Annotated in this window: 14 protein-coding genes and 1 pseudogene; 9 read left to right on the top strand and 6 right to left on the bottom strand. The window is 60.8% G+C overall.

The window, feature by feature from the left end:
• The first annotated feature begins 49 nt into the window (after positions 1–49).
• The 4 genes from C2U37_RS16050 (at position 50) to yciA (ending at position 4,739) form a co-directional block, all read left to right on the top strand.
• The gene (locus tag C2U37_RS16050) at positions 50–1,966 is read left to right on the top strand and encodes a transglycosylase SLT domain-containing protein (protein WP_104453257.1); all 1,917 of its coding nucleotides are present in this window, start codon (positions 50–52) and stop codon (positions 1,964–1,966) included.
• Positions 1,967–2,143: 177 nt separating this feature from the next.
• Entirely contained in the window at positions 2,144–3,142 is a 999-nt protein-coding gene (locus tag C2U37_RS16055; protein WP_039038828.1) for a LacI family DNA-binding transcriptional regulator, read from the top strand.
• 246 nt (positions 3,143–3,388) lie between these two features.
• Positions 3,389–4,201 carry an NAD-dependent epimerase/dehydratase family protein gene (locus C2U37_RS16060; RefSeq protein ID WP_104452691.1) on the top strand — a complete coding sequence of 271 codons (813 nt, stop codon included), beginning with the start codon at positions 3,389–3,391 and terminating at the stop codon, positions 4,199–4,201.
• A gap of 139 nt (positions 4,202–4,340) precedes the next feature.
• Complete coding sequence (gene yciA, locus C2U37_RS16065) at positions 4,341–4,739, top strand: acyl-CoA thioester hydrolase YciA (protein WP_029314261.1); 399 nt, start codon at positions 4,341–4,343, stop codon at positions 4,737–4,739.
• A gap of 6 nt (positions 4,740–4,745) precedes the next feature.
• Here the strand turns inward: yciA and C2U37_RS16070 are convergent, their stop codons facing one another.
• A complete protein-coding gene (locus C2U37_RS16070; protein WP_010674132.1) occupies positions 4,746–4,970 on the bottom strand; it encodes a hypothetical protein in 225 nt (74 codons plus the stop codon).
• Between the two features lie 111 nt (positions 4,971–5,081).
• Here C2U37_RS16070 and C2U37_RS16075 point away from each other — a divergent pair, with 111 nt between their 5' ends.
• On the top strand, positions 5,082–5,927 hold the full coding sequence (locus C2U37_RS16075; protein WP_029314263.1) for an endonuclease/exonuclease/phosphatase family protein: 846 nt from the start codon (positions 5,082–5,084) through the stop codon (positions 5,925–5,927).
• Positions 5,928–6,022: 95 nt separating this feature from the next.
• Here C2U37_RS16075 and C2U37_RS16080 read toward each other — a convergent pair whose 3' ends face one another.
• Positions 6,023–7,273: a LysM peptidoglycan-binding domain-containing protein gene (locus C2U37_RS16080; protein WP_227656657.1), complete on the bottom strand. Its 1,251-nt coding sequence runs from the start codon at positions 7,271–7,273 to the stop codon at positions 6,023–6,025.
• Here C2U37_RS16080 and C2U37_RS25120 point away from each other — a divergent pair, their 5' ends adjacent.
• Positions 7,274–7,546, top strand: coding sequence for a hypothetical protein (locus C2U37_RS25120; RefSeq protein WP_010674135.1), 273 nt, complete (start codon positions 7,274–7,276; stop codon positions 7,544–7,546).
• 87 nt (positions 7,547–7,633) lie between these two features.
• Here C2U37_RS25120 and gloB read toward each other — a convergent pair whose 3' ends face one another.
• Positions 7,634–8,398: a hydroxyacylglutathione hydrolase gene (gene gloB, locus C2U37_RS16085; protein ID WP_104452692.1), complete on the bottom strand. Its 765-nt coding sequence runs from the start codon at positions 8,396–8,398 to the stop codon at positions 7,634–7,636.
• A 79-nt stretch (positions 8,399–8,477) separates the two neighbouring features.
• Between gloB and C2U37_RS16090 the strand changes: the two genes are divergently transcribed.
• Complete coding sequence (locus tag C2U37_RS16090) at positions 8,478–9,200, top strand: class I SAM-dependent methyltransferase (protein ID WP_104452693.1); 723 nt, start codon at positions 8,478–8,480, stop codon at positions 9,198–9,200.
• Between the two features lie 6 nt (positions 9,201–9,206).
• Here the strand turns inward: C2U37_RS16090 and rnhA are convergent, their stop codons facing one another.
• Positions 9,207–9,671 carry a ribonuclease HI gene (rnhA, locus tag C2U37_RS16095; protein ID WP_104452694.1) on the bottom strand — a complete coding sequence of 155 codons (465 nt, stop codon included), beginning with the start codon at positions 9,669–9,671 and terminating at the stop codon, positions 9,207–9,209.
• 75 nt (positions 9,672–9,746) lie between these two features.
• Between rnhA and dnaQ the strand changes: the two genes are divergently transcribed.
• Together dnaQ and C2U37_RS16105 are read left to right on the top strand one after the other, a co-directional pair.
• Complete coding sequence (dnaQ, locus tag C2U37_RS16100) at positions 9,747–10,481, top strand: DNA polymerase III subunit epsilon (RefSeq protein ID WP_041212726.1); 735 nt, start codon at positions 9,747–9,749, stop codon at positions 10,479–10,481.
• Positions 10,478–11,728 carry a TIGR03503 family protein gene (locus C2U37_RS16105; RefSeq protein WP_104452695.1) on the top strand — a complete coding sequence of 417 codons (1,251 nt, stop codon included), beginning with the start codon at positions 10,478–10,480 and terminating at the stop codon, positions 11,726–11,728. The genes dnaQ and C2U37_RS16105 overlap by 4 nt, the downstream gene beginning before the upstream one ends.
• 75 nt (positions 11,729–11,803) lie before the next feature.
• Here the strand turns inward: C2U37_RS16105 and C2U37_RS16110 are convergent.
• Both C2U37_RS16110 and fadE read right to left on the bottom strand, forming a co-directional pair.
• A pseudogene (locus C2U37_RS16110) lies at positions 11,804–13,320 on the bottom strand (HD domain-containing phosphohydrolase).
• Positions 13,321–13,494: 174 nt separating this feature from the next.
• Positions 13,495–15,951 carry an acyl-CoA dehydrogenase FadE gene (fadE, locus tag C2U37_RS16115; protein ID WP_104452696.1) on the bottom strand — a complete coding sequence of 819 codons (2,457 nt, stop codon included), beginning with the start codon at positions 15,949–15,951 and terminating at the stop codon, positions 13,495–13,497.
• Positions 15,952–16,154 lie beyond the last annotated feature (203 nt).

A 16,154-nucleotide genomic window follows, 5' to 3' on the forward strand; every position in this document is an offset into this window, starting at 1 on the left:
ACCACCGCCCTTTGGCGGTGGTTATGCCTTCAAGGGGAGAATGCCATTCGTGAAAGTCGTGCAGGGAATCATCTTGTCTGCGCTCTGGATGCCGGGGCTGTTGGCTCCTACCTTCGCGCAGACCATGGAGCAGTCTCTCTATCGCCAGGCCCATGAGGCCGTGCGTGCCAATGATCAGGTCAAATTCAGCCAGCTTCGGGCACGCCTGATCCACTATCCACTGCTGCCCTATCTGGATTACTACCAGCTTGCGTTCCGTCCCGGGGCGGCAGACTACAACGATGTGACCCGCTTCATCCGCCAGCACGGGGACACCCCCCAGTCCAACCGGCTCGAGCGCAGCTATCTCACCTATCTTGCCCAGAGCCAGCAATGGTCCCAGTTCCTGCGCTTCTATCCGGCCAAGCCAAGCTCCACCGATCTGCTCTGTCAGCACTATCAGGCCCGCTACTACACGGGGCACAAAAGTGAAGCCCTGCAGGAGGCAGGCAAGCTCTGGTTGAGCGGTCAATCCAGGCCCGATGCCTGCGATCCCCTGTTCCAGCTCTGGCAGCAAGCGGGTCTGCGCACCCAGGAGAAGATCTGGGAGCGCATGAACCTGGCTTTCGAGGCCCAGAACCCCAACCTCATTCGCCACCTCGGGGCCCAGCTCGGCAGCGGCATGAAGGGGTATGGCGATCAGATGATCGCCCTGTATGACCAACCCGTGCGGGCGATGAATCCTGCCAACTTCACGGCGGCGCCCCCGTCGCGGCATCTGCTCTCACTGGGGCTGGCCCGCTATGCCAACCAGGAGCCCGACGCGGTTCTGCGCCAGCTGGGGGAGATGACCCGTCGCTTCGGCCTGAACCATGCCGAGGTGAGTCGGGTGGAGAAGGCGGCCGCCCGCCGCCTGTTGCTGGACCGATCTTCTGACCAGCGCGCCTGGCTGGATACGGCCCTGGTGCGGCTCAAGGATCCGGAGCTGGTGGAGCTGCGGGCCCGTCTTGCCATCTGGGAGCAGGATTGGCGCGGCCTCGAAGGCTGGGTCAAGCGGATGCCCATGGGGCTGCAAAAAGAGGATCGCTGGCGTTACTGGATGGCGCGTTCGCTGGAGAAACAGGGGCGGCAGAAACCGGCGCGGGACCTCTATCTCGAGACTGCGAGCCTGCGCGGCTTCTACGGCTTCATGGCGGCCCAGCGCACCGGTGTGCCCTATCGCATGAAGAACCAGAGCGTGGCGCACAAGGTGCCGGACTGGCAAAGTGCCAGCCGCCGCTGGCCCTTCCTGCTGCGGGTGCGTGAGCTGCTGGCGATGAACGAGATCACGGCGGCCCGCTCTGAGTGGATCCACAACATGGATCGCAACAGCGTGGCCCAGCGCCTGGAGTTTGGCCACATCGCCCTCAACCAGGGCTGGCACGAGCTGGCGATCCTCTCCAGCATCCGTGCCGAGGCCTGGGATGCGCTGGACCTGCGCTTCCCGCTGCCCCTCAAGCGCACCTTCTCCCAGATGGCACAAGAGCGCACCATGAACACCAGTCTGCTCTACGCCATCTCCCGTCAGGAGAGCGCACTCTATCCCCTGGCCCAGTCACCGGTCGGGGCGAGGGGGTTGATGCAGCTGATGCCTGCCACCGCGAAAGAGACGGCCGGCAAGCTTGGGGTGCCCTATCGCAACGAGCAGCAACTGTTCGACCCGGCCATGAACATTCGTCTTGGCAGCGCCTACCTCAAGCGCCTGCTGGATGTGTATGACGGCAACCGGATCCTGGCGGCGGCGGCCTACAATGCGGGTCCTGGCCGGGTCAAGCGCTGGCGCGAGCAGAGCGACAACAAGCCGATGGATGTCTGGGTGGAGAGCATTCCCTATCGGGAGACGCGCAACTATGTCCAGAACGTGCTCTCTTTCGATCTCATCTATCAACACAAGCTGCAGCAGCCCTTGCGTTTCATGTCGGAACGCGAGCTGAATCACGCCTATTGAGTTCGGGGGCAGTCGTTGTCGCGGCTGCCTCCCATTCTTGCCCCAGAATGGTTATCATCCCTTAAGCTTTGTTACAAAAGGAAACCTGCCAGGTGATCGGGCGCCGCGTCTTGGTCTGTCAGGTTCGATACAATGCCCGATCATCACTGACAGGCTTTTCCAACAAAGGAATCGAGAGTGGCAACGATCAAAGATGTGTCTCAGCTGGCGAATGTCTCCATTTCGACAGTGTCTCGAGTGATCAACAACACGGCGCAGGTGGCGCCCGAGAAGCGCGAGGCTGTCCTCGCGGCCATGAAGGAGCTCAGCTTTCGTCCAAACAGCTTCGCCCAGGCCCTGGTGAGCAAACGCTCCAACTGTATCGGTGTGCTGGTGGGGGATCTGTGTGGCGGCCCCTTCTTCGCTCAGATGATGCGCGGCATCGAAAGCATGGTCGACAAGGCGAACAAGTTCACCATCGTGGTGTCCGGAAACCACGACGCGACCCGTGAGCGGCACGCCATCCAGGCGCTGCTGCAGCGCCAGTGCGATGCCCTGATCCTGCACAGCAAGGCGCTGCCTGACGAAGAGCTCAGCGAGCTTGCGTCGGGCACGACCCCCATCGTCTTCATCAACCGTCAGGTGCCAGGCTGCGAGGATCGCTGCGTCTGGCTGGACAACCAGGCCGGCATCACCACGGCTTGCCAGCATCTGCTGGACGCGGGACATCGCAAGATTGCCTTCGTCACCTCCGATGACGAGGAGTTTGTGGATGGTCAGCAGCGTATGGCCGGCTATCGCTTCGCCCTGCAACGGGCAGGTATCGAGCTGGATCCTGCCCTCATCGGCCGTGCCTATGCCGATGAAAAAGGTGGCTATGTGGCCATGAGCGAGCTGCTGGCGCGCGGCGTCGAGTTCAGCGCTGTGCTGGGTTTCAACGATGCCATGGTGGCGGGGGCCATCTCCTGTCTGCTGGAGCGGGGTTACAAAATCCCCCAGCAGGTCTCTGTGGTTGGTTTTGATGACATCCCCTATGCCCGATACATCTATCCCAAGCTCACCACGGTACGTTACCCCATCGAGGAGATGGGAGAGCGGGCCGCTGAGCTGGCCCTGAGGCTGCTGGATCACAAGCCGGTAGAGGGATTGGCGCTCAAATTCGAAGCCGAACTGGTACGGCGGGAATCTGTGGCCTGAGTCATGAAGTTGGCCCCGTGCGGGTCGACTTTTTTGCAAAACAGTGAAAGCGCTTTCAGAAATCCTTTTCAACTGTGATCCGCTTCAAAGCTTTTTGACCGCGCTGCCACTAGGATAGGCCCACGAATTAGGAGCGTGCGCTCCCGATTTTCCCGCTGTGGGAGGTAACCGGTTAATCCGGCTATTTCCTTCGTTACTTTCGACGGTCATCATTGGATGGCCGTTTTTTTTTGTCAGGATCCGGGTATGACGAACGAATTTGAGTATCAGACGGGTATCGTGGGCGCCGGCTGGCTGGGGTTGCCCCTGGCCAGGGCATTGCAAGAGCAGGGGCAATCTGTCGCGGTGACGGTCAGTACGGCCGAAAAGGCTGAACGGCTGCGGAGGGAGGGTATTGCCGCCTGGCCGCTGTTGCTTACCCCTGACATGGGATCACTGCCTTTTCGCTGTCATGACCTGGTGATCTGTGTGCCCCCCAGCAAGACCGGTGATTACCCGGCGTCCGTGGCCAGCCTGTGCCGACAGGCGAGGGAGGCGGGTGTTCAGAGGGTTCTGTTTATCAGCGCGACTTCGGTCTGGGGGGCCGGACAGGGGGAGGAGGATACGCCCGCTCCAGCTCATGACAGAGGCTCGCGGATGCGGGCGGCCGAGCTTGCCGTACTGGAAGGGCATGTTGACTGCGCCATGATCTTGCGCCCGGCCGGACTCTATGGTCCTGACCGTCACCCCGGCCGTTTTCTGGCGGGCAAGACGCTGGCCGGGGGAGGCCAGGCTGTGAACCTGGTGCATCTGGACGACGTGGTGGCCGCCTGTGAGCTGATGCTGGCCCGGGGGCAGGATGGGGATGCCTACAATCTGAGTGCCCCCGTTCACCCGCGCCGGGAGCAGCTCTACCCCTTCGCGAGCCGCCTGCTCGGGCTGGTGCCGCCGCAGTTCGTCGAGCCGGCGGGGGAGTTTGCTCCCATCGAAGGTCAGCGCATCTGCCAGCAGCTTGGTTTCGTCTATCGCTGGCCGGATCCGGCCCACTGGTTTGCGGACGGGGCGGCCTTGAAGGGTTGAACGGGTCGTCGCCATCCGGGCCCCGGAGTCGGTCATCTGGCGTGCAAACCAGATACGGCGCGCGCTCCGGGACAATTGAGGTTTGCCAAGGGGGGGATCGCCCCCTATCATGCCGCCATCCATGATAAAGAGAGCGGTAATGATGGAAGAGACCAAGCGCCACCCCGATGGGGAGCTGTTGCTGAGAACTCTGGCAATGCCAGCCGATACCAACCCCAATGGCGATATCTTCGGCGGGTGGATCATGTCCCAGATGGATATAGGTGGGGGCATCATGGCCAAGGAGCTGGCAAAAGGGCGCATCTGCACCGTCTCGGTGGAGGGGATGACCTTCCACAGCCCGGTCAAGGTGGGTGACGTGGTGTGCTGTTACGGTCGCTGCCTCAAGATTGGTCGCAGCTCCATGCGACTCAAGCTGGAGGTCTGGGTCAAGCCGGTATTGCGGGAGAACGAAGCCCAGCGGTACTGCGTGACCGAGGGCGTCTTCACCTATGTGGCCATCGACGATCAGGGCAAATCCCGCCCCGTCCCGGTCTGAGTCTGCTCAGATGAGCCGGGCATTGATGATGGATATTTCCTGCTCAAGCCCGGTTTTTTGCCGTATCATGCGCTCCAGCATCTCTTCCGACCCCACGCACTGCCGGGTGTCGAACAGACAGAGATCACATTGGGGATCCCGCCTGATTTGATAGACGGTGGAAAGCTCCACTTGATGACAGGTTCCCTGTTGATCGTAAAATGTCACGCGGTACTGGTGCTGTCTCGCCATCGTTGAATTCCCTCTGGATGAGTCGGGCCGGACACGAATAATGAGACTAGTCGGCGACCGTGGCCTGTGTGAGGGCCATGTCGTCTTGCAGAGGCAGGTGATTGTTAGCCAATGAAAAATAGTTATCGGATTCTGGGAACGTCCCTGCTGACGTTGGGGCTGGTCGGTTGCTTCGAGGTACCGGATCAAGATCATCTGGTGACTGCGGCAGGTATCATACCTGGCGCAAGCTGTGACAGACCGCCTCTGGTGGCGCTCGCCTCCACGGCCTTGCCGAGGGAGTTTGGCATCACCGTCTGGAACCTCTACAAGGGACAACGCAAGAACTGGCGGGAAGGGCTGGATGAGTATGCCAAGTCCCAGGATCTGGTGCTGCTGCAAGAGTCGGCGACCCGGCCCGAGATGCTGGACTGGCTGAAGAGAGGGGATTTCCAGTGGCAGCAGTTGCAGGCCTTCACCCAGGGAGGTGTCTCCTTTGGCGTGATGACGGTGGCGAAAACGCCGCAGGCGTTTGTCTGTGGCGTCCGTTCCCCCGAACCCCTGCTGCGTATCCCCAAGTCAGGTCTGGTCAGTCTCTATCCTTTGCAGGGGGATCCTGACGGCGTGCTGGTGGTGAATCTCCATGCGGTCAATTTCGAGCTGGGCATGGCGACTTTCCGCGAGCAGCTCAACGATCTGACTGCGTTGATCCATCGCCACCAGGGGCCGGTCATCCTGGGCGGCGATTTCAACACCTGGAGCGACAAGCGCGCGTTCTGGTTGAACAAGCTGGTGGGCGAGCTTGGCCTGCAGGAGGCCATACCTGTGCCTGATCTGCGTCGCACCGCTTTTGGCCGCCCGCTGGATCACCTCTACTATCGCAATCTGGATCTGGTGGAGGTGAGTTCACCGGCTACCGATGCCTCTGACCACAACCCCATTCTGGCGCGCTTTGCGGCCCAGGCCATCACTCCCTGAGTCATCCCTCAGGGGAGAGCGGCGTAGCCGCTGGTTCATGCAGACAAAAAAATACCCCGCATCAAGCGGGGTATTTTTTGGATTGCGACGAGCGATCAGCTGTTGTTCTTCACGAACAGAGTCAACTCCTGACCCGGCTTGAGATAGTCACTCTTGCCGAGCTGGTTCCAGCGCATCACATCGTTGACGGCGACCTGGAAGCGGGCTGCGATGGAGGAGAGGGAATCACCGCGGCGCACCTGATAGACCATGGACTTGTTGCTGCTCTTGCCCTGCTTGGGCCAGACCACCAGCTTCATGCCAGGCTTGAGGGCCGACTTGGCGTTCAGGCCGTTCCACTTGGCCAGGTCGGCGTGGGTGACCCCGTGTGCCTGGCTGATGCTCCACAGGTTGTCACCGGAGCGCACCTGATAGTTCACCTTGCCACCACTGCGGCTGGCGAGCTGCTGCGGCTTGCTCTGGACAACCTGGGTTGCGCGCCCACCATTGGGGATTATCAGGCTCTGGCCACGGCGCAGGTTGTTGCCGCGCATGTTGTTGGCCAGCTTGAGCTGTTGCACGGTCACCCCGTGATTCTGGGCGATCCGTGACAGCGTATCACCACTGGTGACCTGATAGGAGCGCACACCACGGGTACGTTCACGCTGGGGCAGATCGGCCAGGGCCAGCTCCAGGGTGTCGGCGTACTCGACGGGGACCAGCAGGTTGTAAGGGCCCTGCGGCGAGGTCATGCCACGCTTGAGCGCAGGATTGAGCGCCTTGAGCTGGGAGGCGGAAACGCCAGCCAGCTGGGCGGCCACGTTCAAATCAATCTGACCTCCGGTATTGATGGTTCGCAATTGCGGCTTGTTGGCCAGCACCGGCAGGGTGACATTGTATTTGTCCGCATTGCGGATCATGTCGGCCATGGCCAGGATCTTGGGCACATACATCCGGGTTTCGCGGGGCAGGTCCAGCGACCAGTAGTCGGTCGGACGACCAGCCCGTTCGTTGCGGGTGATGGCGTTGCGCACCCGACCTTCACCGGCATTGTAAGCGGCCAGGGTCTGCAGCCAGTCACCGTCGAAGAACCGGTTCAGGTACTCCAGGTAATCCAGTGCGGCATTGGTGGATGCCAGGACATCGCGTCGACCGTCGTACCAGTTGTCGTGGCGCAGGCCGAAATTCTTGCCGGTTGCAGGAACGAACTGCCAAAGACCGACCGCATTGCTGCGGGAGCGGGCATTGGGATCGAACATGCTCTCGATCATGGGGATGGTAATAAGCTCCATTGGCAGCTCACGCCGTTCGATTTCCTCTACCATCAGATACAGGTAGGGCTCAGCCCGGCTGGCAATGGTCGCCATATGCTTATCATTGCGCAACAACCAATCACGCTGTTGGCGAACCCGGGCATTATCGTGCGAGTCCAGCTGCATATCATCGCTGATACGCACCCACAGGTTATCAGTGTCATCCAGCTCTTCTATCTGTTCGTCGCCGAACAGCATCCGCGAAGAGTGTTTTTTGTACGTTTTCTTGCTGACTTGGGGGGATTTGATCGGCTCGATTGCCGTTACCGCCCGGTCATCCTGATGGCTCAGGTTTTGACAGCCGCTGAGAAACAGCGCTGCCAATAAGGCCGTTCGTAGCTTCATCTCGCTCAGGTCATCTGTGGAAAAACAGCTCGCATCATAAGGGGCAATGCCCCCCTGATCAAGGTTTGTTCAAAAAACGTCCTTCCAGGCCCGCAGAACAGCGAAGGTATCCTCTGGATTTTCCAAGCATTTAAGGGCGTATTTCTCAGCAGAAAATTTTACCGAGTCCTGCTCGCAGCGCAGAAAAACATTGAAATTCCGCTCATCTCCCAGCCGGGAGGGGAGACTCGGGAGGCCCTGCTGACGCAGTTTGCTGATCACGCCGATCTGCCGCTGGATCGCCAGGTTGTCGGGCTCGACCGCATGGGCGAAACGCAGGTTGGAGAGCGTGTATTCATGGGCACAATAAAGGAGGGTCTCATCGGGCAATGCCGCGAGCCGTTGCAGGGAAGTGTGCATCTGTGCCGGGGTACCTTCGAACAGACGGCCGCAACCGGCGCTGAAGAGGGTATCGCCACAAAACAGCATGCCCTGGCCGTAATAGGTGATGTGCCCCAGGGTATGACCGGGCACATGGAGGACATCCAGACTCAGGCCATGCCAGTTGATCTGATCCCCATCGTCGAGCCACTGGCCGTGATGGTCCGGCATGGGGTCATGCTTGGGACCATAGAGACGAGCGTGGGGGAAGTGTTGCAGCAACTCGGATACGCCCCCGACGTGATCGCGGTGGTGATGGGTCAGGAGGATGGCATCCAGCACCAGATCCAGCCCAGCCAGCCGTTCCAGCACGGGAGCGGCCTCGCCCGGATCGACGACCAGACAGTGATTTTCATGACGGATCAACCAGATGTAGTTGTCGCTGAAGGCGGGAACTGTGATGACGGTATACATGGGTCGAGGTCTCTTGTGTTCTCTTTAAGGAAGGGATCTTATATAACTGGATGGCATTCGCCCCCGAGTTGGTCCCATTATGCAGCTGGCACGTACCGAACAACAGATCGCGCTTCCGACCAGTTGGTCCGCACTGCCCATGGGGGACTGGGTGGCCGCCGAGCTTCAGGAGCGCCTCGACAACTGGTGCCCCCACCTCTTTGGCTATCACTTGCTCAAGATAGGTGCCCTGAGCGCCGAACTCTCCTGCGGTTGTTCCACCATTCGCCATCAAATCGGTGTCGCCCCCGGCGGACGGCTGCTGGACATCCAGGGGGATCCGCTCGCCTTGCCGGTGCGATCGGGGAGCGTGGATGCCTGCCTGCTGGCTCACTGCCTCGATTTCTCGCCGGATCCTCATCAGGTGCTGCGGGAGGCAGAACGGGTGCTGACCGACGATGGCTGGCTCATTGTCAGCGGTTACAACCCGCTCAGCCTGGTGGGGCTGGGTCACTATCTGCCCTTCATGCGGCGGCATCTGCCCTGGTCTGCCCGCATGTTCACGCCCGCACGGGTGACCGACTGGCTGCAACTGCTCGGCTGCGAGGTGATGTTCGACGAGCGGTTCGGTTTCTCCTTCATGGGCAGGCATAGCAAGATCGGCTGGTGGCGGGAGAGTCTGGGGCGGGACTATTGCCGCTCCCTGGCGTCTGTTTACGTGATTGCCGCCCGCAAGCGGCGTTTCCCCGTGACACCGGTGCGTCGCCGCTGGCGGCTGCCGGAGTCGATGGCCGCGCCAGGAATGGCGCGCCAGGGCGGCTAGCGGGCATCAGGGTTGGTAGCCGCTGTCTTCGGCAAGCTGCTTGCCGCTGGCGGCCTCACGGGCCAGCTCGTCACAGCGTTCGTTTTCCGGGTGGCCCGAGTGTCCTTTCACCCAGAGCCATTCGATCTGGTGACGGGCCACTTCCGCATCCAGGGCCTGCCAGAGATCGACGTTCTTGACCGGCTGACGGTTGGCGGTCATCCAGCCCTTCTTCTTCCAGCCGATGATCCATTCGGTGATCCCCTGGCGCACATACTGGCTGTCGGTGGTGAGCCGCACCTGGCAGGGTTCGTTCAGGGTCCGCAGCCCCATGATGGCAGCCATCAGCTCCATCCGGTTATTGGTGGTCAATCGAAAACCGGCGGAGATCTCCTTGCGATGCTTGCCATAGACCATGACGGCACCATAGCCGCCGGGGCCCGGGTTGCCTAAGCAGGAGCCATCCGTGAATAAATCAATCTGTTTCAACATGAGCAATCAATCTGTTTTAGCGAGAGGCTTGGGGTAAACTAGCGAGTAAAACCGAAGTTTGACATGGATTTGATCATGAGCACACCCCAACTGAATCGCCAGATCATTCTGGATACCGAAACCACCGGCATGAACACCGCGGGCGGCCCTGTCTATCTTGGGCACCGCATCATCGAGATCGGCTGTGTGGAGGTGATCAACCGCAAACTCACCGGCAACCATTTCCACGTCTACATCAAGCCGGATCGGCTGGTGGATCCCGAGGCCATCGCCGTGCACGGCATCACGGATGCCTTCCTGGCGGACAAGCCCTCTTTTAGCCAGATAGCGGACGATTTCATCGAGTTCATTCGCGGCGCCGAGCTCATCGCCCACAACGCCCCCTTTGACGTGAGCTTCATGGACTATGAGTTCAGCAAGCTCGGTCTGAACTTCAAGACGGCGGATATCTGCGGCATCACGGATACCCTGGCGATGGCGCGGGATCTCTTCCCGGGCAAGCGCAACAACCTGGACGTGTTGTGCGATCGCTACGGCATCGACAACTCTCACCGTACCCTGCACGGCGCCTTGCTCGATGCGGAGATCCTGGCGGACGTCTACCTCCTGATGACGGGTGGCCAGACCAAACTCAATCTGGCGAGTGAAACCAGCGAGAGCGAGACCAGCCAGGATACCGGCATTCGTCGTCTGGAGAGCAATCGCCCGCCGCTCAGGGTGGTGCGCGCGAGCGACGAGGTGGCGGCTGTCCATGAAGCGAGGCTGGATCTGGTACAGAAAAAAGGAGGTGCCTGCCTGTGGCGGCAATGAGATCGCTTTGGGGGCTGCTGCTGCTGGCCTCCCTCCCGGCCGCGGCCAACGAGGTGTTTGCGCCTTCCGACATTCCTCTGCTCGACAACCGCTTTCGCATCGATTACGGCGTGAAGGAGATCACCTTCATCATCAAGCGCAAGCCGGGGACGTCCTCGGTGATCCTGGTGCGACCCGATGGCAGCAAGCTTTATGTGGGCAAGGTCAAGCCGCCCGACGTGGGCTGGTTGCCCCTCAAGGATCAGGATCTCATCACCATCCGCGACCCCATGCCCGGCCCCTGGCAGGCGATCGGAGAGGTGGACCCCGACAATCGGGTGCGCCTGCTCACCGACATCCAGGTCGAGAGCGAGCCGCTACCGGCCCGCCTCTATCAGGGTGAGCGGGTCAAACTGCAATCCCGTCTGCTGATCGATGGCGCGGCGCCTGGAGCGGGTTACTACCTCACCGATCTGGGCATGACCGTCAAGCTGCAGCAGTTCAACGATGCCAGCCAGAGCGGCGATCCCGTGTTCGAGGAGACCCTGGGACGCTACATGGATGATGGCAAGGGGGTGGACGAAGTGCCGGGGGACGGTATCTTGACCGCCGAGGCGGTACTGGACATCCCTGCGGGAAAATACCGAGCCCTCTTCAGCACTGGCAATGAGGTCTTCTCACGAGCCCAGTCACAGCAGGTGCTGCTCTACCCCTGGCCGGTCAGCTATTCCCTGAATCCCCCCTCCGGGGAGGGGGGAGCCAAGCTCTCTCTGGTCATCGATGTGGATGAACTGGATCCCGCCTCCGTGGTCATCCAGGGCAAGGCCATCGACGGCGGCGGCAGTAGCATGACGTTCAACGAGGTGGCGACAGCGCCGCGTTTTGGCGTGGATCTCTCCGCCCTCAAGGCGGCAGGGCAGTACAAGGTGGAGGCCACCCTCTTTGGAACAACCCGGCTCGGTCGCGAGGTGCAACTGCAATTGCCGGCCAAGTCGTTCACCATAGCACCGCCTCCCCCCCCTCCCGCACCCTCTGCGGCCATGCCCGCATCCGCCGCCACCCCCGACCGGTTCGAGGAGCGGGAGAGTCCGGTCTGGCTGCCCTGGGCGTTGGGGGGAGGTGGCGTGTTGCTGCTCTTGCTGGGGGCCGGTGGTTTCATTCTGCTGCAAAAGCGCCGCACCCTGCACAAGGCGATGGCGGCGCAGAAGGCGCAACTTGAAGAGACGCCAGCAACCCCCAAACTGGATCTCAATCTGCCGGAGCAATAATTCCGCGCACATTGCAAAGAAGCCGCCCAATGGGCGGCTTCTTCATGGTGGCAAGTGGATGGGGTGAATCCGATATCAGTGAGCGCCGATATAGATGTCTTTGTACTGCTCGCGAATATCGAGGAACTTTTCCAGATTGGCCAGCATCAGGTCCACCAGGAGGGGGTCGAAGTGCTCTCCTTTCTCCTCCTTGATCAGCGCCAGCACCTGATCCAGCGGCCAGGCCTGCTTGTAGCAACGATCCGAGCCCAGGGCATCGAACACATCCGCCAGGGCGACGATGCGTCCTTCCAGCGGAATGTCCTCTCCCTTCAATCCGCGGGGATAGCCGCTGCCATTCCACTTCTCGTGATGGTTGCCCGCGATGGTGGCGCCTATCTGGAACAGTGCCAGATCACTGCCGGAGAGCATGTCCTGCCCAAGCTGGGCGTGGGTTTTCATGATCTCCCACTCCTCGGGAGTGAGTTTGCCCGGTTTGTGCAAGATGGCGTCCGGGATCCCCACTTTGCCGATGTCGTGCAGGGGAGAGGCCCGCTTGATGAGCTCGCACCTGTCCTCATTCATGCCGAGCAGCTTGCAGAACAGTTCGGTGTAGAGGGCCACCCGCTTGACGTGCAAGCCGGACTCCTTCGAGCGGCTCTCCACCAGTTCGCCGATGCGATAGATGATCTCTCGCTGGTTGTCACCGATCACCTCGTTGAGCCGGATATTCTCCAGCGCCACTATGATGTTTTCGGTGAACAGGCTGAGCAGCCCGGTATCCATCTGGCTGAGCGGGCGAGTGGTCTCGATGTGGAACAGCAGGTGATGACGGGCATTCTGGCAATAGAGCACCATCTGGTTGCCATCGTAGACATTGGCTCCCTTGGCCATGGCACAGCGCAGGATTTCCGGCGCATCGACGAGGCGCAGCATGGGACCATCGCTGAGCAGAGGCTCGAGCACCTGATCCCGCACCTCATACGCCAGGTGCTTCACATCGTAAATCTGGGACTCTTCCAGATTGGCAGGGCGCTGAGCTGGGTCTGGGCTCCTTCGACGAACTGGCGCAGGGCACGCTGCTCGAAGATCCCCTTGGACGCCTCGATGACCTTCTCCAGCCCCTGTCGATTGCTCTCAAGGGTTCGGATGTCCCGGTAAGAGCGCAGGCTGGCGCGCAGCAGGGTGCGCAGTTTCTGGGAGGTAAGCTCGGTCTTGTCCTTGTAGTCGTTGATATCGTAGTTGGTCACCACGTCATCTTCCGGGGCCTGGCCGGGCTGACCGGTTCGCAGCACGATGCGCACCATCTTGTTTTGCAGCTCGTCGCGCACGAACTTGACCACCTCGAGACCGGCATGATCGACCTCCATGACGACGTCGAGCAGCAGCAGGGCGACATCCGGGGTGAGGGCGAGCAAGGCTTTGGCTTCAGCCGCAGAGTAGGCGTGCAGAAAATCGATCGGCTTGCCGTCGAATTCAAACTTGTTCAGGGTGATTTTGGTGATGCGATGCACTTCGGGTTCATCGTCCACTATCATCACCTTCCAGCCGGCGGGACGCGGTGCTGATTGGGGAAGATCTTCATCATCAATAATCAGGATTTGATCATCCATTATGCAATCCTGTGTGTGATCCTGTGCTTACCTTAACCGCTTCATTCAATATAGGAAACGGATTGATATCCAAAATATGATCCAGTCGGTTTCTCTTTCTTCGTATCGAATGCCATCCACCAGCCCTTTCATGAAAAACGCCTCCACAAGGGAGGCGTTCTGGCATCAGAGGCATCAAGCTGCCCTGTGATAAGCGGAGGCTTCAAACAGTGCCTTGTTGGCCACCAGGTCGACGGGATCGAAGTCATCGACGTTGATGGTGCGAAGGCGACTCTCCTCGGCGCGCCGCAGCAGGTCCGCTTCGGCCTGGTTGATGACACCGAGGCTCAGGCCCGCCTCTGCCACCTTGTCGAGCTGGGTGAAGGGGCGTTTGCTCCCTTCGGCTTTGCACACCTTGTCAAACAGCGGCTCTGCGGTCAGCACATCGTCCAGCGCTTGTTCCAGCAGCCCGAAGGGGTTGCCCTCCTCGCGCGTCAGATATTGACCCTCGGCCAGACGGCTGCGCGTGGCACTTGGCACCTGGAGCAGGCGGGCCACCTGGCTGTCGAGCTTGTCGGAGGGACGCTTCAGGTCGCGACCAAGGGGTAGCACGATGACGCGCAGGGCCAGACCAATCCAGCGATTCGGGAAGTTGCGCAGCAACTCGTCGATCGCTTCCTGAGCCTTGAACAGAGCGTCTTGCAGTGCCCAGTGCAGCAGCGGCAGGTCGGCTTGCTGGCGTCCTTCATCTTGATAGCGCTTGAGGGCGCTGGATGCCAGATAGAGCTGGCTCAGCACGTCGCCGAGGCGGGCAGAGACCCGCTCTTTGCGCTTGAGCTCGCCACCCAGGGTGCCCATCGCCATGTCTGACAGGAAGGCAAGGTTGGCGGAGAGGCGAGAGAGCTGCTGATAGTAGCCCTTGGTCTGATCCTTGTAGGGTGCGGCGGCGAAGCGGGCACCGGTCAGCCCCAGCCAGAAGCTGCGCACCAGATTGCTGATGGCAAAGCCCACGTGGCTGAACATCGCCTTGTCGAAATCTTTCAGCGCCTGCTCTTTGTCGGGGTGGCTGGCTGCCAGCATCTCCGGCAACACGTAGGGATGGCAACGGATGGCTCCCTGACCGTAAATGATCATGCTGCGGGTCAGGATATTGGCTCCTTCGACGGTCACGGCGATGGGCGCCCCCTGATAGCCACGGGCCAGATAGTTGTTCGGCCCCATGCAGATGGCCTTGCCGCCATGGATGTCCATGGCATCAATGATGCACTTCTGGGCGCGGTCGGTGAGGTGGTACTTGACGATGGCGGAGATGACCGAGGGTTTTTCACCGAGATCGATGCCGGTGACCGTCAGTTTGGCGGCGGCGCCCATGATGTAGGCGTTGCCACCCAGGCGTGCCAGCGGCTCTTCAATTCCTTCCATCTTGCCAATCGGCAGCTTGAACTGGCGACGGATGCGGCTGTAGGCACCAGTGGCCAGGGCCAGCATCTTGACGCCGCCCGTGCTGTTGGAGGGCAGGGTGATGCCGCGACCGACGGAGAGACACTCCACCAGCATGCGCCAGCCCTGACCGGCCATGGCCGGACCGCCGATGATGAAGTCGAGCGGTACAAACACGTCCTGGCCGCGGGTCGGGCCGTTCTGGAACGGCACGTTGAGCGGGAAGTGGCGGCGACCGATGTCGACTCCCTTGATGTGGGTCGGAATGAGGGCGCAGGTGATGCCGAGCTCTTCTTCCTCACCCAGCAGGTGGTCAGGGTCACGCAGCTTGAAGGCGAGGCCGAGTACGGTGGCGATGGGAGCCAGGGTAATGTAGCGCTTGTTCCAGGTCAGGCGCATGCCGAGCACCTCTTCCCCTTCCCACTCGCCTTTGCAGACGATGCCGAAGTCGGGAATCGAGCCCGCATCAGAACCCGCTTCCGGGCTGGTCAGGGCGAAACAGGGGATCTCTTTGCCGACGGCCAGACGGGGCAGATAGTAATCCTTCTGCTCGTCAGTACCGTAGTGTTGCAGCAGCTCACCCGGCCCTAAGGAGTTGGGAACGCCGACGGTAGAGGCGAGCACGGCGCTGGCGCCGCACAGCTTTTGCAGCACGCAGGACTGGGCGTAGGCGGAGAACTCCAGCCCGCCATATTTCTTCTTGATGATCATGGCGAAGAACTTGTTGTCCTTCAGGTATTGCCACACCTCGGGAGAGAGATCGGCACGTTCGTGGGTCACTTCCCAGTCGTTGACCATGCGGCACACTTCTTCAACCGGGCCGTCCATGAAGGCCTGCTCCTCGGCGCTGAGGGTGCTCACCGGAATGGCGTGCAGCTTCTTCCAGTCCGGGTTGCCGGCAAACAGATCCGCTTCCCACCAGGTCGTCCCCGCTTCGATGGCTTCCTTCTCGGTTCGGGACATCTCCGGCATGATGGACTTGTAGATCTTGAACAGCGGCTTGGTCAGCTGGTTGCGGCGAAACTCCACCAGATTGAGGGGCAGGGCTATCACCGCGAACAGCGCCCACACCAGCAGGGGAACATGGCCATAGAAGGTGCCGGCGACCAGGGCGGCGGCCGTGGCAAGCGTGGCGGTGAACAGGGACGCACGGCGATAGGCCATGGCGCCGATCACCAGGATCACCCCGAGCAGAGTGAGGGTCGTCGTCATTGTTTGCTCCTTGCATGAATTGCCGAGGTTGGGAAATTGGCGTTAACTGATCCAGAGGTCTGACCTGTTGGATATGGCCCCTGTTGTAATTCATACGCACAAACTTATCAAGCTGTTTACAAGCCCGTTACCTTGGCTCTGTGATCGGCATAACGCGCTGCCCGCCCCATCTTGGCGGGCGGGGGGCGACGATTGGACTGGCT

It is taken from the genome of Aeromonas sp. ASNIH1, from assembly GCF_002934285.1.
Taxonomy (GTDB): domain Bacteria; phylum Pseudomonadota; class Gammaproteobacteria; order Enterobacterales; family Aeromonadaceae; genus Aeromonas; species Aeromonas caviae.